This is a genomic window from Corynebacterium sp. HMSC04H06, assembly GCF_001815935.1.
Lineage (GTDB): Bacteria > Actinomycetota > Actinomycetes > Mycobacteriales > Mycobacteriaceae > Corynebacterium.
Window position 1 is genome coordinate 36,981 of record NZ_KV823414.1, and the last position, 18,594, is coordinate 55,574.

Genomic DNA, 18,594 nt, shown 5'->3' on the forward strand with positions numbered 1-18,594 from the left:
CGGGTTTTCTAATTGCTAGTTCCAGGTAGGAGTAAGCCCGTCATGGGAAGTGGAGTCCAGAAATACCCAGCGCTGGGGCGGCTGGCAGCCGCGGCGGTGGCCACCAGCCTGACCCTAGGCCTGGCGGCGTGTGGGCAGAGCGACGAGCCCGCCGAGGAAGAAGGTAAGACCTCCAGCGACCACTTCGGCTACCAGACCTCCTCGGAGCTGGTGACCACCAACGCCGGCACCGCCTTCGGCTCGGCCGGCAGCGTGGCGCAGCTGTCCAGCCGCCTGTACCCGGCCGCCTTCGTGCCGGGCCCGCGCGGCCAGATGATCCCCAACACGGACCTGGTCAATACCCAGGAGGTAAACCCGGGTTCTGAGGACGAATCCAAGTCGGTGGTCTACACGCTCAGCGATGACGCGCAATTCTCTGACGGACAGCCGGTGACCTGCGTGGACTACCTACTGGCGTACACGGCCGGCACCATGCAGGAAACCTTCGGCTCCCACATGCCGCTGGCCCACGACATCCAACAGTTCAAGTGTGCGCCGGAGAACAAGGTCTTCGAGGTGGTCTTCGCGCCCGGCACGGGCCAGCGCTGGCGCGGCCTGTTCGGGCCGGGCACGGTCATGCCGGCCCACGCCATCGCCAAGAAGGTGGGGATGGACTCCCAGGAGCTGACCAACGCCTTGTACTCGCAGGATCCCACGGTGCTGGAGGAGGTCGCGCGCATCTGGCGCTTCGACTTCCAGCTGGCCGAATTCGATCCGGAGCTGCAGGTCTCCTTCGGCCCGTACGTCATCGACCACGTCGGTGAGAGCGGGGAAGTGGTCCTGGAACGCAACCCGCACTTCTTCGGTGACGAGGCCGAAATCGCCCCGGTGGCCGTCTGGCCCGCGGACGCGGATTCCGGTGCGCTGAAGGACGCCGGGACCCTCGGCGTGGTCGACTCCCGTGAGGCGAACCCCGCCTGGCTGGACCGCGACGCGGACGATAACCCCTACGAGATCGAGCCGGTTGTCGGCGATCTGACCGAGTCGCTGGTTCTGTCGGAGTACGGTCTATTCGCCCAGGAAGAACCGCGGCGGGCGTTTTCCGAGTGCATCGACCAGGCCGCGCTCGCCAAGCTCAGCTCCACCGAATCCGGGGTGGAGGTCCCGCCCGTCTACCAGCACGTGCTGCGGCACAACGACCCCATCAGCAAGTACCTGAAGCGGGCCACCGAGCCGCACGTGGGCACCGACAACGCCATCGCGCAGACGCTGAGCGGGCAGACCATCCGCATCGGTTACCTAGGCCCCAACGAGCGCCTTGCCGCCATGGTGGAAAAGATCGCGGAGACCTGCCAGTCGGCCGGGATCACGGTCGAGGACGTGAGCGCGGAAAACACCTCGCAGTACATGCTCAACCCGGACCCAGAAACAGGTATGCCGGCTATCGACGCCTTCTTGGGCCCCATCGATCCACTCACGGAGTTCTCGACCGTGGAGCCGCGGATTTCGAACGTGGAAGAGCTCAACAAGGCCGAGGCTGAGCAGTGGCAGACGGTGCGGACCATCCCGCTGGCTGCCCAGCCGAAGACCTTCGTGGTCCGCAACGATGTCAAACACGTGGTACCGTACACTGGGTTGTCGGGAATCGGTTGGAATATGGACAGGTGGGCGCTGATCCCCGAAGGCGCCACCGAATCGAAATCGAAGGATAATTAAGTGAGTTCTGAGTACTCCAACGCTAATGAAGCCCTACAAGACAAGATCCGCTACGTCCAGGATTTCCCGGAGCCGGGCGTCCTCTTCGAAGACCTGACCCCAGTGCTGGCCGACGCGGATGCCTTCAGCGTCGTGGTCGACGGCCTGGCCGAGGCCTGCGAGGAACTCGGCGCCGAGATGATCGGTGGGCTGGATGCCCGCGGGTTCCTGTTGGGCTCGGCTGTCGCCTACAAGATGGGCGTGGGGATCCTGGCCATCCGCAAGGCGGGCAAGCTGCCGCCACCGGTCCTACACACCGAGTACGAGCTGGAGTATGGCACCGCCGCGTTGGAGATTCCCGCCAACGGCGCGGAGCTCAAGGGCAAGAAGATTGCCCTGGTCGATGACGTTCTGGCCACCGGCGGCACCCTCTTTGGCGCCCGCCAGCTGCTGGAACAGGCCGGCGCCGAGGTCGTTGGCAACGTCGTGGTCATCGAGGTCGACGGCCTGGGCGGGCGCGAGCGGCTTGCGGGAACGCCTTTGGTGGTCTTACGCACACCTGAGGAGAATTAAGCGCTAGACTGAACTAATTAGTAGTTTAGTTCGGAAAGGGGCGCGTAATGACTCACGATAAACCGGCGAAACGCCCCGCTGGGTCGAGCATGCGCAGCATGTCCGCCCGCCTGGCTCGTTCCCTGACGGGTGGGCGGACCAAGGTTAATCCGGTCTTGGAGCCTTTGCTGTCCATCCACCGCGAGTTCCATCCGCGGGCAGACGTGGAGCTGCTGAACAACGCCTACGAAACCGCCGAGCGCCTGCACGAGGGCGTGATGCGCAAGTCGGGGGACCCGTATATTACGCACCCGCTGGCGGTGGCTACCATCGCCGCGGAGATCGGCATGGACACCACCACGGTGGCCGCCGCTCTCCTGCACGACACGGTGGAGGACACGGACTATTCCCTCGAGGACCTGACCGGTGATTTCGGCCCCGAGGTCGCCCGGCTCGTCGACGGCGTGACGAAGCTGGACAAGGTCGCGCTGGGCGCTGCCGCTGAGGCGGAGACCATCCGCAAGATGATCGTGGCCATGGCCCAAGACCCGCGTGTGCTGGTCATCAAGGTCGCCGACCGCCTGCACAACATGCGCACCATGCGCTTCCTGCCGCCGGAGAAGCAGGCGAAAAAGGCCCGCCAGACTCTCGACGTCATCGCCCCGTTGGCGCACCGTCTGGGCATGGCGAGCGTTAAATGGGAGCTCGAGGATTTGGCGTTTGCCATCCTGTACCCGAAGAAGTACGACGAGATCGTGCGCATGGTGGCCGCCCGCGCCCCGTCGCGCGACCGCGCGTTGAAGCAGATCAAGGAAGAGGTCGGCGCCGCGCTCAAGGAGAACGGCATCCAGGCTGAGGTGATGGGCCGGCCGAAGCACTACTGGTCCATCTACCAGAAGATGATCGTGCGCGGCCGCGACTTCGACGAGATCTTTGACCTGGTGGGTATCCGCATCCTGGTCGAGGGCATCAACAGCTGTTACGCCGCCATTGGCGTTGTCCACGCCCTCTACTCGGCGCTGCCGGGCCGGTTCAAGGACTATATCTCCTCGCCGCGCTTCGGCGTCTACCAGTCGCTGCACACCACGGTGCTGGCCGATGGCGGCTCCTCGCTGGAGGTGCAGGTGCGCACGCACGAGATGCACTACAACGCCGAGTTCGGCGTGGCTGCGCACTGGCGCTACAAGGAGACCAAGGGTAAAAACTCAGGCCACCAGGAAGAGGTCGACCAGATGGCGTGGATGCGCCAGCTGCTCGACTGGCAGAAGGAAGCCGCCGATCCGAACGACTTCCTGGACTCCCTGCGCTACGACCTGTCCGCCAAGCAGATTTTCGCGTTCACCCCGAAGGGGGATGTCATCAACCTTCCGGCCGGGTCCACGCCGGTCGACTTCGCCTACGCGGTGCACACCGAAGTCGGTCACCGCTGTATCGGGGCGAAGGTCAACGGCAAGCTGGTGGCGCTGGAGTCTACGCTGAAATCCGGCGACAAGGTTGAGATCTTTACCTCCAAGGACGCCAACGCCGGCCCGTCGCGTGACTGGCAGGAGTTTTTGGTCTCGCCGCGCGCGAAGGCGAAGGTGCGGCAGTGGTTCGCCAAGGAGCGCCGGGAAGAGCACCTCGAGGCCGGCCGCGACGCCCTGGCCACGGAGGTCCAGCGCGGCGGCTTGCCGCTTTACCGGCTGTTTACGGCTAGCTCGATGAAGCAGGTGGCCAAGCAGCTGCACTACCCGGACGTGGATTCGCTGTACACGGCCATCGGCTCGGGCAATGTCTCCGCCCAGCACGTGGCCAACCAGCTGACCTCCCTGTTCGGCGACCGAGACGACGCCGTCGAGGCCCTAGCGGACCGCACCCCGCTGTCGGCGCTGGAGAATTCCCGCACCAAGGAGACGGAGGATTCCTCTTCGGGCACCGGCATCCTGGTGGAAGGAAGCCCGGACGTGATGGCCAAGATGGCCAAGTGCTGCCAGCCCGTCCCTGGCGACGAGATCTTCGGTTTTGTCACCCGCGGTGGCGGGGTCTCCGTGCACCGCGTGGACTGCACCAACGCGGAAAAGTTGCGCAGCCAGCCGGAGCGCATGATGGACGTCTCCTGGGCCACGGGCAATTCCGCCTCGGGCGCTTTTGCCGCCACGCTGCAGCTGGAGGCGCTGGACCGCCAGGGCCTACTGTTCGAGATCACGCGGATCTTTAGCGATCAAAACCTGAACGTGCTGTCGATGACCTCGAACCGCGGCGACGATCACATCGCGACACTGAAGTTCACCTTCTCGGTCTCCGACACCAAGCAGCTGGGCCAGCTGATGACCACGCTGCGCAACACCGAGGGCGTCTTCGACGTCTACCGCGTCACCGCCTAACCCCGCGCGCACCGCGGGGCCAGCGACCAAAGAAGTAGCGACAGGGGAGAGCGCACTGCCCCCGTCCGGTGACTGGTAGGTGAACTCTTCGCCGCGGTCAGGTTAACACCGCAGGGGAAGCCGCGGCCCAACTTCGCGGGCGCTGCGCCGGCTTGATTACGGGTTTATAAAGGGATTTGTCTCTAGTCCCTTTTCCCAAGTCTCGCAGGAGAACTCCCATGAGTAACTTCCGTCGCATTGGCCGCCTCGTGGCGGCTACCACCGTCACCGCCGTCGCCCTCCAGGGTGCTCCGGCCGCCTTCGCCGAGGACAAGGTCAGCTTCTCGGTGTCCAACTTCACCGACTTCCACGGCCACCTGGAAGAAGCCGATCCGGAACTCGGTGCGGCCAAGCTGATGAGCCTGGTCGAGCAGGTCAACCAGGACCAGAACTACGACCTGACCACTTCGGGCGATAACGTCGGCGGCTCCGCGTTCGTCTCCGCCATCACCGATGACGAGTACACCCTGCAGGTCCTCAATGCCATGGGCGTGGAGGCCAGCGCTGTGGGTAACCACGAGTTCGACCAGGGCTTTGACGACCTGACCGACCGCATCATCCCGAAGTCCGACTACCCGGTGCTGGGCGCCAACGTCCTCAAGAATGGCGAGCCGGCGATGGACGCCTCCCACGTGTCTGAGATCGACGGCGTCAAGGTCGGCTACGTGGGCACCGTGACCCAGCTGACCGCCGAGAAGGTCGCACCGAGCGCCATCGAGGGCATCACCTTCGCCGACCCGGTGGAGGCCACCAACAAGGAGGCCACCCGCCTGAAGGAGTCCGGCGAGGCCGACATCGTCGTGGCGCTGATGCACGAGGATGCCGAACAGTACGCCGAGGGCTTCAACAACGACGTGGACGTCCTCTTCGGCGGTGACTCCCACGTGCGCTCCCAGGGGACCGTCGAGCGCGAGGGCGCGTTGCCGCTGCACTGGGCCCAGGGCCACGAGTACGGCAAGGTACTCAACGACGTGGACTTTACCTACGACAAGGCCGCCGGCGAGCTCACTGACGTGGAGCTGACCCAGTACGACTACTCGGATGCAGCGGCCCTGGAGCCGAACGCGGAGATCGCGGGCCTCGTGGCGGAGGCCAAAAACAAGGCCGCGGAGAAAGGTGCCGAGGAAGCCGGCGAGACCCCGCAGGCCATGTTCCGCGGCTCCGATGAGGGCAAGGAGCCCGGCTCCAACCGCGGAGTCGAGTCCACCCTGAACAACTTTATCGCCGAGGGTCAGCGCGTGAGCATGTCCAAGCAGGTCGACAAGGACATCGACCTGGGCCTGATGAATGCCGGCGGCGTGCGCGCCGACCTCAAGAGCGGCACGGTGACCTACCAGGACATCTTCGAGGTCCAGCCGTTTGGCAACTCTATTGCCTACGGCACCATTACCGGCCAGGACCTGGTCGACGCCTTGGAGAACCAGTGGCAGCCGGGCAACTCCCGCCCGCGCCTGGCACTCGGCCTGTCGGCGAACGTCTCCGTGGCCTACGACCCGCAGGCGGAGCAGGGCCAGCGCGTCCAGTCGGTCATCATCAACGGCGAGCCGCTCGACCGGGAGAAGAACTACACCGTGGCGCTGTCGACCTTCCTGGCCGGCGGCGGTGACGGTTTCTTCAAGGAGGACCAGGTCAAGGATATCGTGGACGTGGGCTACATGGACACCCAGGCGATGATCGATTACATCGCCAGCGGCGAGGCCGACGTGCGTACCGGCCAGGGCCAGGTCGGCGTGCACCTGTCCGGCGAGCCGAAGGCCGGTGAGAAGCTAACCGTGGAGCTTTCTTCCCTCAACTACACCAGCGAGGGCGAGCCGATGGCCAAGACCGCCACCGTCTCCCTGGGTGAGGCAACCGCCGAGGCCGAGATTGACAACGCTCGTCAGGACGGCGACGACCAGATGGGTGAGCGCGGCCGCGCCATCGTCGAGCTGACCGTCCCGGAGGGCCTTTCCGGCGAGCAGGAGCTCAAAGTCACCACCGACCAGGGCACCGAGGTCATCATCCCAGTCACCGTGGCCGCCGCCGACGGCAACGGAGGCGATAACAACGACGACGACACCGACGACGACGGCTCCAGCCTGAGCTCCGGCTCCAGTGATTCGCTGCTGTCCTCGGTGGGTATTGGCGCGGGCGTTATCGCCGCCCTCGTCGCCGGCTTGATGGGCGCGGTCGGCACTGGCATCATCACGCTGCCGGCCCCGGTCCGAAAGATGATTGAGGACCTGCGCAAGCAGTTCGGCCTCTAAGCCCGACACCGCGCGGCCCAAACACCAGCGCGACCAATAACGACAAGGCTCTGGGGATTACCCCAGGGCCTTTGTTCGCACTACCGCAGCCAAGCACCAACCGGCCAGCGTCTCCGTATCCGTACCTATCAGCGACTAAGCTAGGGCACGTGAGTTGGCAGCAAATTCTACTGGACGAGGCCTATTACCAGCTGGGGCTGGAGTGGCACCGCATCCCTATCATCATCCTGGCGTCGATCGGCATCTACCTGGCGTTCATGCTCTTGGTGAAGGTCTTCGGTTCCCGCGTGCTGACCTCCATGACTGCTTCCGATGCCGTCATCATCATCATGTTCGGCGCCGTTGCCGGCCGCGTCATCGTGGGCGTGCCCCCGTCACTGGCCGCCGGCGTCCTGGGCCTAGCCACGCTCATGGGGCTGGAGGCCGCCTTCGGCGTGCTGCGCAATGCTGTGGGCTGGTCCCGGTTCATCGACCGCGAGCCCATCCTCATCATGCACCACGGGGAGAAGGTAGAAGCCAACGCCGATTTCGCCCACGTCAGCGACACTGATATCTATTCGGCCATCCGCAAAGCCGGCCTCGGCAGCACGCAGGAAGTCCAAGCCATGATCCTGGAACCCACCGGGCAAATCGCCGTCATCCAAGAAGGCAAGAGAATGGACCCTGACGTCTTCCGCGACGTCAAAGGCCTCGGCCAAGACTAAGTGCCAAAACACTCCAGAGAGGCCGAAAGCCCAACAGACAGCCGGATCCCGAGCCAAGGCATAAAAATTCCCCGCGGATAAAACCACGGGGCATTAAGTGTGCTAGCTAGCAGCTAGGACAAGCCGAATTACTTCAGGCCCGGAATGTCAATGTACTTGTTGACGAAGGCGAAGATGGAGCCCAGCACACCGATAACGGCGCTGACAACGCCGATCCAAGCCTTGATTTCGTCCGGATCGACGTCCTTGTCCTCGCTGGAGGACAGGTCGCCAATGGAGGAACCGGACTCGTCGTCGTTGTTGTCATTGTCGCCGCCGGTCTGGTCTTCGTTGTTGCCAGCCCCGGCGCCGGCCTCGACACCCGTAACCTCCGGGTTTTCTTCAGCGGTGGCAACGTTGACGCCAGCGAAGGAAACGGCGATGGCGGTTGCGCCAGCAACCAGGGACTTACGGGAGAAAAGCTTCATTATCAAAATCCTTAGATTCCGTGGAGTACTTGCAGACGTTACAAATAGTAGCGATACGGGCAGGGGTTTGCAAGAGCTGTTTAAGGAAACTTCCAATTGAGGTCCCAATCGTAGAGTTCTTAGTGAATCTAGAACCGCAGGTAAACAGTGGGTTAACTGGTGGCACCTAAAGAACAGTTAAGAAACAGCTGAGTGTGTGTTGTCTAAGTTGGTGGGTCTGATGGGGGGGATGCTTTACAGGGAGGGCGGGTACGGCAAAGCCCCGGCACGGAGCGCAGGTGCGCGGGTGCCGGGGCTGGGCGTTGAGAACTTCGCCGTGGCTGGCGGGTTCTGGTTATGAGTTAGGACTCGACGGAGACCTTGTCGATCTTGACCTCTTCGGCGGGCTTGCCGTCGGGCTGGCCGCCTTCGACGCCCTTCTCAGCGATCTTCTCGAGGGTTTCCTGGCCCTTTTCGGTCAGTTGACCGAAGTAGGTGTAGTCCGGTGCCAGCTGCGAGTCGGCGTAGTTGACGAAGAACTGGGAGCCGTTGGTGTCCTTGCCGGAGTTGGCCATGGCGATGGAGCCCTTCGGGTAGGTCACGGGCTGGCCGGCCTCAGCGTCCTTCTCGGTCGGGTACTCGTTGGCGAAGCTGAAGCCTGGGCCGCCAGAGCCGGTGCCGGTCGGGTCGCCGCACTGCAGGACGTTCAGGCCGCCGGAGGTCATGCGGTGGCAGACGCTGCCGTCGTAGTAGCCCTCATCGGCGAGGTGGGTGATGGCGTTGACGGTACAGGGAGCCACGGAGCGATCGAGCTCCATTTCCATGTCGCCCTGGTTGGTAGCGAAGTTAACCTTCACGGTGCCCTTGGTGGAGATGCCGTCGCCGTTCGGGACGGTGGCGCCGTTGGAGTCCTGGCCCTCCGTGGCCGGGTACTCACAGGTAACGGTCTCCGGGAGTGCCTCGGCGCGCTTGCCAGTCAGGGCAACGGCCTCCGGCTGCTCTTCGGACTCGGTGGTCTCAGTAGTGTTCTGGTCCTCCGCGGTAATTTCCTCGTCGGAGCTATCGCGCGAAGCCATGAACCAGACGCCGCCCACGAGGGCGACGATGGCGAGCAGGGCGATCAAAGCCACGCCCACGGGGCGGGTTTTGGTCTTGCGCTCGCGGGACTTGAGTTCACGGTTGAGGTTGGCCAAGGCTTCCTCGCTGCGCTTCTTGTTATCAGGCACTGTAGTTTTCCTCGTTACACAGTAGGCAGAATGAACACGTCTTCCGGTCCGGGACGCTTTGGGCGCGGCCCGAACCAACTGGCACACAATCCTATCGCGTCGCCTGGCTTAAGTGGGTGATTAGGCCGGGGACTGTGTGGCTTAAGCAGGGCCGTGGCAGGCATAGGGGAGTGTGGGTATCCTCGGGGCCATGGCAAACGTTAACTTTGATGGAAATGCAACGACGACCATCGGTGAGCTGCCCGCAGTAGGCGAGCAGATTCCGGACTTCACCCTGGTCGGTACCGATCTGAAGGAAATTACCGCGCAGGACTTTGCCGGCAAGCGCCTGGTTATCTCCATCTTCCCGTCGCTGGATACCGACGTCTGCGCGGCCCAGCTGCGTAACTTCAACGAAAAGGCCGCCGGCCTAGACAACACCGTGGTGCTGTCCGTCTCCCGCGACCTGCCCTTCGCACAGGCACGTTTTTGCTCCACCGAGGGCATCGACAACGTCGTCAGCGGCTCCGACTTCCGCACCGACTTCGGCGAGAAGTTCGGCGTCACCCTGGAAGGCTCCCCGCTCAAGGGCTTGCTGTCGCGCTCCGTGGTCGTCACCGACGCCGACCACAAGGTCGTCTACACCGAGCTGGTGGACGAAATCACCAACGAGCCCGACTACGACACTGCCCTGGCTGCCCTGAAGTAGTCCGCGCTCGCGCGTTCTGCCGCCGCCCCGCTTTGTGTGTGGGACGGCGGCTTTTCTTATTGCGGTCCGCGAGGTTGTTTGTGGTTGACTCGCGGCGGTTGGCACGGGAGGACAGCGCGCGGGCGTGGTCGTTGCGGGGCCGAGTCACTATTCTGGGAGTTATGCAGTATTACGGTTTCACCGCGGGTCCCTACAAGACGAATTGCTACTTGGTCACGCACGAGGGCAAGGCTTTCGTCATCGACCCCGGTATGCACGCCCTAGAACGCGTGGAAGGATTGCTCAACGAACACCAGGTCACCCTGGAGGCGGTGGTGTTAACCCACGGGCACATCGACCACACGCGCAACGCCGGGGATCTGGCCCAAAAGCACAACTGCCCGGTCTATATCCACGCGGAAGACGAGTTCATGCTGGAAGACGGCTCGGGTGTTTCCGAAGAATCCAAGGTGCTCTTTGACGCCGCCCACATGGTCCCGATTGCCGAAGTGTGCCACCTTCGCGACGGGGAAGACCTCGAGCTGATCGGCCTGAAGTTTGCCATCCACCACGCGCCGGGGCATTCGCCGGGTAGCGTCCTGCTGGTCAACGAGGACGTGGCGTTTACCGGCGACGTGCTCTTCCGTGGCTCCATCGGGCGCACGGACCTGCCGCATTCGGATCCGGCGGCCATGGACGCCTCCCTGCGCGGGCCGGTGTGGAGCCTGGCCGATAACCTGGCGGTCCTGCCGGGTCACGGGATGACCTCCACCATGCGGCAGGAGCGGGGGGCCAATCCCTTTTTGCTCAAGGTCGGACGGGTAATGTAGATAAGCGTGAGTGACAAGAAGAAGCAGTTTAAGCCCCTGTCCGCCCCGAAGGGGGTGCCGGACTACCTGCCGCCGGAGTCCGCCACCTTCTACAAGGTCCGCCAGACCATGGTCGAGCAGGCCCATCTGGCCGGTTTCCAGCACATTGAGCTGCCCGTCTTCGAAGACACCTCACTGTTCGCCCGCGGCGTGGGCGAGTCGACCGATGTGGTCTCCAAGGAGATGTACACGTTTGCCGATCGCGGCGATCGCTCTGTGACCCTGCGCCCGGAGGGCACCGCCGGCGTGATGCGCTCGGTGATCCAGCACAACCTGGACCGCGGCCAGCTGCCGGTCAAGCTGAATTACTACGGCCCCTTCTTCCGCTACGAGCGCCCGCAGGCCGGACGCTACCGCCAGCTGCAGCAGGTCGGCGTTGAAGCCATCGGCGTGGACGACCCGGCCCTGGACGCCGAGGTCATCGCCCTGGCAGACCGCTCCTACCGCGCGCTGGGGCTCAGCAGCTTTCGGCTGGAACTGACCAGCCTGGGCGATCACACCTGCCGCCCGCAGTACCGCGACAAGCTGCAGGAATTCCTCTTCAAGCTGGATCTGGACGAAGAGACCCGCCACCGCGCGCAGATCAACCCGCTGCGTGTGTTGGACGACAAGCGCCCGGAGATCCAGGAAGCCACCGCGGATGCGCCGCTCATGTTGGACTACCTGAGCAACGAGTGCCGCGAGCACTTCGAGACCGTTACGGGTTTGCTCGAGGACATGGAGGTCCCGTACACCATCAACCCGCGGATGGTGCGCGGCCTCGACTACTACACCAAGACCACCTTCGAGTTCGTGCACGACGGCCTGGGTGCCCAGTCCGGCATCGGTGGCGGCGGCCGCTACGACGGGCTGATGGCCCAGCTGGGCGGCCAGGACCTCTCCGGTATCGGCTACGGCCTGGGCGTGGACCGTGCGGTGCTGGCACTCGAGGCCGAAGGTATTACCCTCGAGGGCACTGAGCGCCGCGTCGACGTCTACGGTGTGGCGCTGGGGGCCGAGGCCAAGCAGAAGATGGCGCGGCTGATCAACGATCTGCGGGCCCGGGGCATTTCCGCCGACATGGCCTATGGTGACCGCGGCCTGAAGGGCGCTATGAAGGGCGCGGACCGCGCCGGCGCCCGCCTGGCCTTGGTGCTGGGTGAGAACGAGCTTGCCGCAGGCACGGTGGCGGTCAAGGACCTGGCTGCCCACGAGCAGCAGGAGGTCTCGCTGGACCAGGTCGTCGAGACCATCGCTAGTCGGGTTTAATCCCGACCCGGATGCCGGCGAGGTAGATGCGGATCATCGCGTTGTCGAGCTCGTTTTCTACCTCGCCCAAACTCACCTCGCGGGGGCGCTGAAGCGCCAATAGTCCGACGGTGAATTCTAGGTGCGTGACCCCGGGGCCAACTTGTCCCAGGGCGCGCGCCTTTTCTATGAAGCGGGCTCCGTTATCCATCAGCTCGTTTTGTAGGGCTTTTTGCTCGGGGGAAGGGATTCCAGGTTGGCCGGTAGGAAGCTGGGGATGAGGACGCCCAGGCCCAGGGGGAGGAGCTCGCGGGCGTAGGCGCACACGGTCTCCCCGGCGTTTTCGGGGTCAGTATCCAAGCGCTCGAGGAGCATGTTCTGGGTATCGATGAAGCGCTGGGCATAAGCGCTCACGCATTCGTCGATGAGCGCCTGCCGATCGGGGAAGTTGCGGTAGAGCGTGGCGATCCCGACGCCGCCGGGGCAGAGCTTCCCCGCATGCTGTTTTCCGACATCGCCTATGCAGGAACCCCGGAAATTGATGGCCTGGAGCGCCTCGTGCCAGTGCGGGCCGTGGTGCGCGAGCAGCTGGCCTGGACCAGCCCGTGGTACCGTCTCACGCCGCGCAAGATTTTGTCCGACGAGCGCGTCCAGGACGCCTTTAACGCGCTGGAAATCGAGCTCGACGAGGAGGCCTGCCGGAGACCCAGCCGGCCTTTCTCCAGTGGTTCCACAATTACGACCCAATGACGTACTCGACGAACCTCCTGCGGCAGATGATCTTCCACTACGACGCTGCCGATCCGCGCCTGCAGCAGGCCATCGGGGTCCTAGCAGCAATCTGGGTCATCTTCATGGCCATCGCCGTGGTGGGCGCCTGGCGCGGGCGCCACATCGCCATGAAGGACCTGCTCCCGGAGGTGGCCGTCTAGGCAAGCCGGGGTGGCAACGCCCCGGGGCTAGGACACTAGGCAGCTAGCACTCGACCTGGGTGACGGAAAAGCCCATGGTCTTGGCCAGGCCGCCGAGGGAGGTCTCCTTGTACTTGGACAGCATGTCCCGGCCGGTTTCCGCCATGGTCTGCACGGCGTTGTCCAGGGAGACGTGGTGCGTGCCCTCGCCCAGCATGGCCATGCGGGCGGCGTTGATGGACTTGACCGCGCCGATGGCGTTGCGCTCGATGCAGGGGATCTGTACCAGGCCGCCGACCGGGTCGCAGGTCAGTCCGAGGTTGTGCTCTAAGGCGATCTCCGCGGCGTTTTCGATCTGGCGGGCGTTGCCGCCCAGCAGCTCGCACATACCGGCCGCGGCCATGGCGGAGGCGGAGCCGACCTCGCCCTGGCAGCCGACCTCGGCGCCGGAGATGGAGGCGTTTTCCTTGATGATGGTGCCGATAGCTCCTGAGGTCAGCAGGTAGCGGCGGGCGTCCTCGCGGGTGAAGTTGGCCATGAAGTCGCGCGCGTAGTGCAGCACGGCGGGGATGATCCCGCAGGCGCCGTTGGTGGGCGCGGTGATGACGCGTCCGCCGGCGGCGTTTTGCTCGTTGACGGCCAAGGCGTAGAGGTTGGTCCACTCCATAGCGGAGAAGCCGCAGGACGGATCCTCCTGCTTTTCCAGCAAGGTCTGGTAGACCTGCGGGGCACGCCGGGGAACGCGCAGCCCACCCGGCAGGGTGCCCTTGGTGGAAATGCCCTCGGTCACGCACTCGCGCCTGGTGTCCCAGACGGTGTCCAGGTGACGCAGGACGTGGGCCGCGCCGCCGGAGCTGCGGTGGAGCAGGGCCTCGTTGGCCAGGACGATTTCCCACACCGGCAGGTCGTAGGTCTCGCACAGCTCGAGCAGCTCCGCGCCGGAGGTAAACGGGTAAGGGACCTGGTCCTCGACGGCGGCCGCGGCGACACCTGCGGGCACCTCGCAGGAGGCTTCCTTTTCCGCCTCCAGCTCCGCGCGGGAGAGGATGAAGCCGCCGCCCACGGAGAACCATTCCTGAGCCGTGGCGATCTCGTTGCCCGCGCCGTCCCAGGCGCTAAAGATGAGGCAGTTCGGGTGCTCCGGCACCGGCTCGTTGTTGAAGCTAATCTCAAACTCGAGGCTGCCCGCAGGCCCCGTGACTGTGCCCTCGGAGGGGATGGGGCTGGACGGGTCCGGCTCGGCGTCCAGCGGCACCGTCAGCGGGGTCCACCCGGCTAGGCCAAGGATGACCGCGCGGTCGGTCGCGTGCCCGCGGCCGGTGGCCGCCAGGGAGCCGCGCAGCTCCGTGTGGACGCGCGCGGGCAGCTGGGGCAGGGAGTCGATGAACGCCTTGGCGGCGCGCATGGGGCCGACGGTGTGGGAGGACGACGGCCCGATCCCGATGGAAAAGATATCAACGACGCTAATTGTCATATTGAGTTCAAGCCACCTTTCTCTGAGCAAACAGACGTGGATTGTAACTTAGGGTAACTTTTGCCACCCAAGTCTACGTGACGAACCCCACATTTGGCGTCTGACTTACTTCTCTGGGTCCTCCGTGTCCAGCTCGCTAGTCGCGGCGTTCGGGCTGACGTCGACAAACCCGGTAGCGTCGCGCACGCCCGCGCCCGGTTCGGGGGTAGTCCCGGCGCCGGGAACGGTCTCGGTGTCGGAGTTGCCGTCACCGCCGAGGAGCTCGCTCATGGGCGTGAAGTCGTCCTCGTAGTCGATGCCATTGCGGCGGTTCGGTGCCGAACGCGTCACCGCGGGGGAGGCGGACAGGCCACTCACCCGGTCGGTCGGCGTGACGATGAGATCGGCGAGCTGCTCGGCGGCCTGGCTTATGCGGTTGGGGCTCAGTCCCCCGTGGCCGGCCTCGTCGCCGGCCGGGGCCGCGCCGTAGTCCTCCGTGGCGCGGTAGATGCCCGTGGGGACCACTACGGCGTGCAGGTAGTTCATCAGGGGCCGCAGGGCGTAGTCAAGGATGAGCGCGTGGCGCGAGGAGCCGCCGGTGGCGGCAATCAGCGTGGGCATGCCGGTGATTGCCTGCGGGTCCAGGGTGTCGAAGAACATCTTGAACAGCCCGGAGTAGCTGCCTTGGAAGACCGGAGTGACCGCGATGAGCGCGCTGGCGGAGCTGAGCAACCGGCGGGCATCGTCCAGCGCCGGGGTCGCCGCGCCCCAGTTGGTCATGGCGTTGGTCAGGTCCTGGGCCAAGTTGCGGACTTCAATGAACTCGAGGTTGAGGCCCTCCCCGCGGGCGGTGACGCGGGATTCGGTGGCCGCGGCGAGCTCCTCGCCCAGCTGGCGGGTAGTAGAGGGAGTGGACAGGCCGGCGGTCACGACCACGAGGGTGTGCACGGTAAAAACCTCCTTGGGTGGGTATACGGGCCGGGGACAGGGCAGGGGCTAGCTTTCCTCGCCGGGGTTGACGCGAAAGTGCGGCGAATCCGGGGTGTTGCGCAGGCTGGCGTGGGTCGGCGGATCAGAGGGGACGTGATCCGGGCGGCGCTTTTCGAAGCGGCGGCGCAGCTCCGGCACGACCTGGGTGCCCAGGCGCTCAATCTGGTCCAGGACCACTTCCTGGGGCAGGCCGGCGTGGTCGATGAGGAAGAGCTGGCGCTGGTAGTCGCCCACCCAGTCGGCGAACTGCATGGTGCGCTCGATGACCTGCTCGGCGGTGCCGACGGTCAGCGGGGTCATCTCCGTGAAATCCTCCAGCGACGGGCCGTGGCCGTAGACCGGGGCGTTGTCGAAGTAGGGGCGGAAGAAGTCCTTGGCCTCCTGCTCCGTGTCTGCGATGAAGACCTGGCCGCCCAGGCCCACGATGGCCTGGTCTTCCTGCCCGTGGCCATACTTGGCGTAGCGGCGGCGGTACATGTTCACCATCTTGGCGGTGTGTTCCTTGTTCCAGAAGATGTTGTTGTGGAAGAAGCCGTCGCCGTAGTAGGCGGCCTGCTCCGCAATCTGTGGCGAGCGAATAGAGCCATGCCACACGAACGGCGGGACCCCATCCAGCGGGGCCGGCGTGGAGGTAAAGGCCTGCAGCGGGGTACGGAACTTGCCTTGCCAGTTGACGGAAGGCTCGCGCCACAGGCGGCGCAGCAGGTGGTAGTTCTCCACGGCCAGCGGGATGCCTTGGCGGATGTCCTTGCCGAACCACGGGTAGACCGGGCCGGTGTTGCCGCGGCCCATCATTAGATCTACGCGCCCGCCGGACAGGTGTTGCAGGAAGGCGTAGTCCTCGGCAATCTTGACCGGGTCGTTGGTGGTGATAAGCGTGGTCGAGGTCGACAGCTGTAGGCGCTCGGTCTGCGCGGCGATATAGGCCAGGTGCGTCGTGGGTGAGGACGGGACGAACGGTGGGTTGTGGTGCTCGCCGGTGGCGAAGACGTCGAGGCCGACCTCCTCTGCCTTGAGTGCGATCTCCGTCATGTTGCGGATGCGCTCCGCCTCCGTGGGGGTGGTGCCGTTGGTCGGGTCAGTGGTCACGTCGCCAATGGTGAAGATGCCGAATTGCATGGTGGGGATCCTTTCTCGATCAACTATATATGACGTGTCAACAAAAGCTCGAGGGGAATTTATTCCCAAGCCACGGCCTCTAGCAAAACCCCCACGTCGGCCTGGGTAATCACGCGGATCGGGCGCTGGGATTTCTCGCCGGTCTCGGTGATAATCAGCGCGAAGGGCAGGGAGCCATCACGCGCCGGGAGGTCAAGGCGTCGATAGCCGCCTGTGCGCCTACCGTCTTGGGCAGGAATACCGCTCGGTCGGTGTTTTCCGCCCGCTCCAGCACGTCGGCCACCGTGCGGGCATCGATGGTCTGGTTGTCGCCCAAGTCAGCCGCGACCCAGTGCGCGATGGTGTTGGTAGTCAGCAGCTGTAGGAAGGTGCCGGAGTCGTAGACGGGCAACTGCGAAAACCCGTGGGTGCGGATAAGTTCCAACGCGGAGAGCACCGAGTCCGCGGGCGTTACCGTCTCCACTTTCTGGTCGCCTAGCCGCGCCACCGCGCCGGGTGGGTCCATCAGCAAGTCCCGCAGCCGCTCAATATGCTCGATGACCCGGGGGTTCGCCTCCGCAATAGGCGCGCCGTCGTGGTAGCGGCCGTGGGAGATGGCGTTGCGCAGGCTCGTGTAGTCGTGTAGGGCCTCGGCCTGCTGGGAGTTGAGCAAGTGCTCGTGCCGGGCGGAGTCGATAAGCCGCCGGAAAGAGTCCAGGTCGCGCGCCTGCAGACGGGCTCGAAGGTGTTGCTCGATGTCGTTGAAAGCGGCAATAAAGCGGTGGGCGCCGTGGCCGGACTGCTTGTCAGAAGTCATGGCCCCAGTGTAGAGGCCGGCCCTGCCTGCGACGGGGAGTCGTTCGCGCACAGTAGTTCCAGCGTAGTTCCAACTGTAGTTGGGGCGGATAGACTTAAGCCCCGGTGCGGTATCCCGCCCGGGGCTTAAGTGGGATAGTTAGCGAAGATGTGGGCTTATTTGTAGGCGCCACGGCCCAGGGTGTCGCAGGACTTCATGGAGCCGGACTGGTAGCCGGCCAGGAAGGACTCCTGGCGCTGCTCGGAGGTGCCGTGGGTAAAGGAGTCCGGATCGACCTGCCCGCCGGAGCGGGACTGGATGTTGTCGTCGCCGACCGCGCGGGCGGTCTCGATAGCCTCAGCGACCTGCTCCTTGGTGATGGGCTCGAGGAGGGCGTCCTCGCCCTTGTCCGCGTGAGAGGCCCAGATTCCCGCGTAGCAGTCGGCCTGCAGCTCAATCTTGACCGCGTTGGAATCCTCGCCCGGGTCGTCGTAATTCGACAGGCCGAGGGTGCCCTCGAGGTTCTGGATGTGGTGGCCGAACTCGTGGGCCACGATGTACATCTGCGCCAGCGGGGCGGAGGAGCCGCCGAAGCTCTCCAGCTGCTGGAAGAAGGAGGTGTCGAAATAGGCGGTGTTATCCGCCGGGCAGTAGAACGGGCCGGTGGCGGCAGAGGCCGCGCCGCAGCCCGACTGGGTGGTCTGCTCGAAGACCACGCGCTCCGGCTCGGTGTAGTCAATGCCGGCCTGCTCCGGCAGTACCTCGCTCCACACCCGGTCCAGGGACACGCCGGTGAAGTCCACGCGGCAGTCGTCGTACTTGTTGCCGTCCTCCGGGGTCTGGCAGTGCTCCAACTCGCTGCCGGCCTCCGGCCCGGAACCGGACTGGCTAGCCGGCTCCTCGGAGCCGAGCAGCCCGCCCAGCTGCCCCGGGCTGCCGCCCAGCAACAGGTACAGACCAATGAGGACCACGGTGCCGAGGCCGCCGCCCGCCGCTACGACACCGCCGCGCCCGCCACCGCCGGTACGCGCCCGTTTCCCACTAATGTCACCGCCACTGCGAAAAGTCATAGCTTAAGTGTGCCATGTCCGAGCCTTAGCTACCTCTTTAACATAAGATTCCGCCGCCGCGGCGGTTCCATTGCGCCGGCTGAGCCCTGGGTGCGCTGGGAGTGGAGGGAGGGATACTGCCTGGGTGGCCGCGGTTGTGGGGTGGGCTTTGAGCCGTGGCTGTGCCCGGGCCAAACCGTGGGCACTGCCCGCGCCGGGCGGGCACCTACTGCCGGCACGTGGGGGACAAGTCACTACCGCTTGCCGTGGGTGGGTAGACTGAA

Annotated in this window: 19 protein-coding genes; 10 read left to right on the plus strand and 9 right to left on the minus strand. The window is 64.8% G+C overall.

Translation table 11 applies throughout. The annotated features are described in order from the left end of the window. The first annotated feature begins 42 nt into the window (after positions 1 to 42). From HMPREF3067_RS03360 to HMPREF3067_RS03380, 5 genes are all read left to right on the plus strand, one after another. Positions 43 to 1,695 carry an ABC transporter substrate-binding protein gene (locus HMPREF3067_RS03360; RefSeq protein WP_210400077.1) on the plus strand — a complete coding sequence of 551 codons (1,653 nt, stop codon included), beginning with the start codon at positions 43 to 45 and terminating at the stop codon, positions 1,693 to 1,695. Next, positions 1,696 to 2,247: an adenine phosphoribosyltransferase gene (locus HMPREF3067_RS03365; protein ID WP_070768318.1), complete on the plus strand. Its 552-nt coding sequence runs from the start codon at positions 1,696 to 1,698 to the stop codon at positions 2,245 to 2,247. It abuts the gene before it with no gap. A gap of 47 nt (positions 2,248 to 2,294) precedes the next feature. Further along, positions 2,295 to 4,589 (plus strand): RelA/SpoT family protein, encoded by a 2,295-nt coding sequence (locus HMPREF3067_RS03370; protein WP_070768319.1) that lies wholly within the window; start codon positions 2,295 to 2,297, stop codon positions 4,587 to 4,589. A gap of 218 nt (positions 4,590 to 4,807) precedes the next feature. Next, the gene (locus HMPREF3067_RS03375; RefSeq protein ID WP_070768320.1) at positions 4,808 to 6,874 is read left to right on the plus strand and encodes a bifunctional metallophosphatase/5'-nucleotidase; all 2,067 of its coding nucleotides are present in this window, start codon (positions 4,808 to 4,810) and stop codon (positions 6,872 to 6,874) included. 149 nt (positions 6,875 to 7,023) lie between these two features. Further along, positions 7,024 to 7,578, plus strand: a complete 555-nt coding sequence (locus HMPREF3067_RS03380) for a DUF421 domain-containing protein (RefSeq protein WP_246819221.1) — start codon at positions 7,024 to 7,026, stop codon at positions 7,576 to 7,578. Between the two features lie 128 nt (positions 7,579 to 7,706). Here HMPREF3067_RS03380 and HMPREF3067_RS03385 read toward each other — a convergent pair whose 3' ends face one another. Next, the gene (locus HMPREF3067_RS03385) at positions 7,707 to 8,045 is read right to left on the minus strand and encodes a hypothetical protein (protein ID WP_070768321.1); all 339 of its coding nucleotides are present in this window, start codon (positions 8,043 to 8,045) and stop codon (positions 7,707 to 7,709) included. A 341-nt stretch (positions 8,046 to 8,386) separates the two neighbouring features. Beyond that, positions 8,387 to 9,250 (minus strand): peptidylprolyl isomerase, encoded by an 864-nt coding sequence (locus HMPREF3067_RS03390; RefSeq protein WP_070768322.1) that lies wholly within the window; start codon positions 9,248 to 9,250, stop codon positions 8,387 to 8,389. 190 nt (positions 9,251 to 9,440) lie between these two features. On the opposite strand from HMPREF3067_RS03390, the gene tpx reads away from it, so the two are divergent. The 3 genes from tpx (at position 9,441) to hisS (ending at position 12,034) form a co-directional block, all read left to right on the plus strand. Then, the gene (tpx, locus tag HMPREF3067_RS03395; protein WP_070768323.1) at positions 9,441 to 9,938 is read left to right on the plus strand and encodes a thiol peroxidase; all 498 of its coding nucleotides are present in this window, start codon (positions 9,441 to 9,443) and stop codon (positions 9,936 to 9,938) included. Between the two features lie 161 nt (positions 9,939 to 10,099). Further along, positions 10,100 to 10,747, plus strand: a complete 648-nt coding sequence (locus HMPREF3067_RS03400) for an MBL fold metallo-hydrolase (protein ID WP_070768324.1) — start codon at positions 10,100 to 10,102, stop codon at positions 10,745 to 10,747. 6 nt (positions 10,748 to 10,753) lie between these two features. After that, positions 10,754 to 12,034 carry a histidine--tRNA ligase gene (gene hisS, locus HMPREF3067_RS03405; protein ID WP_070768325.1) on the plus strand — a complete coding sequence of 427 codons (1,281 nt, stop codon included), beginning with the start codon at positions 10,754 to 10,756 and terminating at the stop codon, positions 12,032 to 12,034. Here hisS and HMPREF3067_RS03410 read toward each other — a convergent pair. Both HMPREF3067_RS03410 and HMPREF3067_RS03415 read right to left on the minus strand, forming a co-directional pair. Further along, entirely contained in the window at positions 12,021 to 12,224 is a 204-nt protein-coding gene (locus HMPREF3067_RS03410; protein WP_070768326.1) for a hypothetical protein, read from the minus strand. The two genes, hisS and HMPREF3067_RS03410, sit on opposite strands and share 14 nt — an antisense overlap. Then, entirely contained in the window at positions 12,224 to 12,427 is a 204-nt protein-coding gene (locus HMPREF3067_RS03415; protein WP_070768327.1) for a hypothetical protein, read from the minus strand. Before HMPREF3067_RS03415 ends, HMPREF3067_RS03410 begins: the two co-directional genes overlap by 1 nt. Before the next feature lie 84 nt (positions 12,428 to 12,511). Here HMPREF3067_RS03415 and HMPREF3067_RS03420 point away from each other — a divergent pair, with 84 nt between their 5' ends. Further along, entirely contained in the window at positions 12,512 to 12,763 is a 252-nt protein-coding gene (locus tag HMPREF3067_RS03420; protein WP_070768328.1) for a hypothetical protein, read from the plus strand. After that, a complete protein-coding gene (locus HMPREF3067_RS11205) occupies positions 12,760 to 12,945 on the plus strand; it encodes an ABC-2 transporter permease (RefSeq protein ID WP_141759312.1) in 186 nt (61 codons plus the stop codon). Before HMPREF3067_RS03420 ends, HMPREF3067_RS11205 begins: the two co-directional genes overlap by 4 nt. Positions 12,946 to 12,988: 43 nt before the next feature. On the opposite strand, the gene HMPREF3067_RS03425 is transcribed toward HMPREF3067_RS11205, so the two are convergent. The 5 genes from HMPREF3067_RS03425 to HMPREF3067_RS03445 all read right to left on the minus strand — a co-directional run bounded on the left by HMPREF3067_RS03425 (position 12,989) and on the right by HMPREF3067_RS03445 (position 18,331). Further along, on the minus strand, positions 12,989 to 14,398 hold the full coding sequence (locus tag HMPREF3067_RS03425; RefSeq protein WP_070768329.1) for an L-serine ammonia-lyase: 1,410 nt from the start codon (positions 14,396 to 14,398) through the stop codon (positions 12,989 to 12,991). A 105-nt stretch (positions 14,399 to 14,503) separates the two neighbouring features. Next, on the minus strand, positions 14,504 to 15,325 hold the full coding sequence (locus tag HMPREF3067_RS03430; RefSeq protein WP_070768330.1) for an FMN reductase: 822 nt from the start codon (positions 15,323 to 15,325) through the stop codon (positions 14,504 to 14,506). Between the two features lie 48 nt (positions 15,326 to 15,373). Further along, positions 15,374 to 16,486: an LLM class flavin-dependent oxidoreductase gene (locus HMPREF3067_RS03435; protein ID WP_070768331.1), complete on the minus strand. Its 1,113-nt coding sequence runs from the start codon at positions 16,484 to 16,486 to the stop codon at positions 15,374 to 15,376. Between the two features lie 154 nt (positions 16,487 to 16,640). Further along, positions 16,641 to 17,282, minus strand: a complete 642-nt coding sequence (locus tag HMPREF3067_RS03440; RefSeq protein ID WP_246819222.1) for a CBS domain-containing protein — start codon at positions 17,280 to 17,282, stop codon at positions 16,641 to 16,643. 155 nt (positions 17,283 to 17,437) lie between these two features. Then, positions 17,438 to 18,331: a KPN_02809 family neutral zinc metallopeptidase gene (locus tag HMPREF3067_RS03445; protein ID WP_070768332.1), complete on the minus strand. Its 894-nt coding sequence runs from the start codon at positions 18,329 to 18,331 to the stop codon at positions 17,438 to 17,440. Positions 18,332 to 18,594: the final 263 nt, after the last annotated feature.

Excerpts from the sequence above, each read along its gene's own strand:
- HMPREF3067_RS03360 (WP_210400077.1), top strand. The coding sequence starts at position 43 with ATGGGAAGTGGAGTCCAGAAATACCCAGCGCTGGGGCGGCTGGCAGCC.
- HMPREF3067_RS03370 (WP_070768319.1), top strand. The coding sequence starts at position 2,295 with ATGACTCACGATAAACCGGCGAAACGCCCCGCTGGGTCGAGCATGCGC.
- HMPREF3067_RS03375 (WP_070768320.1), top strand. The coding sequence starts at position 4,808 with ATGAGTAACTTCCGTCGCATTGGCCGCCTCGTGGCGGCTACCACCGTC.
- HMPREF3067_RS03385 (WP_070768321.1), bottom strand. The coding sequence starts at position 8,045 with ATGAAGCTTTTCTCCCGTAAGTCCCTGGTTGCTGGCGCAACCGCCATC.
- tpx (WP_070768323.1), top strand. The coding sequence starts at position 9,441 with ATGGCAAACGTTAACTTTGATGGAAATGCAACGACGACCATCGGTGAG.
- HMPREF3067_RS03400 (WP_070768324.1), top strand. The coding sequence starts at position 10,100 with ATGCAGTATTACGGTTTCACCGCGGGTCCCTACAAGACGAATTGCTAC.
- HMPREF3067_RS03410 (WP_070768326.1), bottom strand. The coding sequence starts at position 12,224 with ATGGATAACGGAGCCCGCTTCATAGAAAAGGCGCGCGCCCTGGGACAA.
- HMPREF3067_RS03420 (WP_070768328.1), top strand. The coding sequence starts at position 12,512 with ATGCTGTTTTCCGACATCGCCTATGCAGGAACCCCGGAAATTGATGGC.
- HMPREF3067_RS11205 (WP_141759312.1), top strand. The coding sequence starts at position 12,760 with ATGACGTACTCGACGAACCTCCTGCGGCAGATGATCTTCCACTACGAC.
- HMPREF3067_RS03425 (WP_070768329.1), bottom strand. The coding sequence starts at position 14,398 with ATGACAATTAGCGTCGTTGATATCTTTTCCATCGGGATCGGGCCGTCG.
- HMPREF3067_RS03435 (WP_070768331.1), bottom strand. The coding sequence starts at position 16,486 with ATGCAATTCGGCATCTTCACCATTGGCGACGTGACCACTGACCCGACC.
- HMPREF3067_RS03440 (WP_246819222.1), bottom strand. The coding sequence starts at position 17,282 with ATGACTTCTGACAAGCAGTCCGGCCACGGCGCCCACCGCTTTATTGCC.
- HMPREF3067_RS03445 (WP_070768332.1), bottom strand. The coding sequence starts at position 18,331 with ATGACTTTTCGCAGTGGCGGTGACATTAGTGGGAAACGGGCGCGTACC.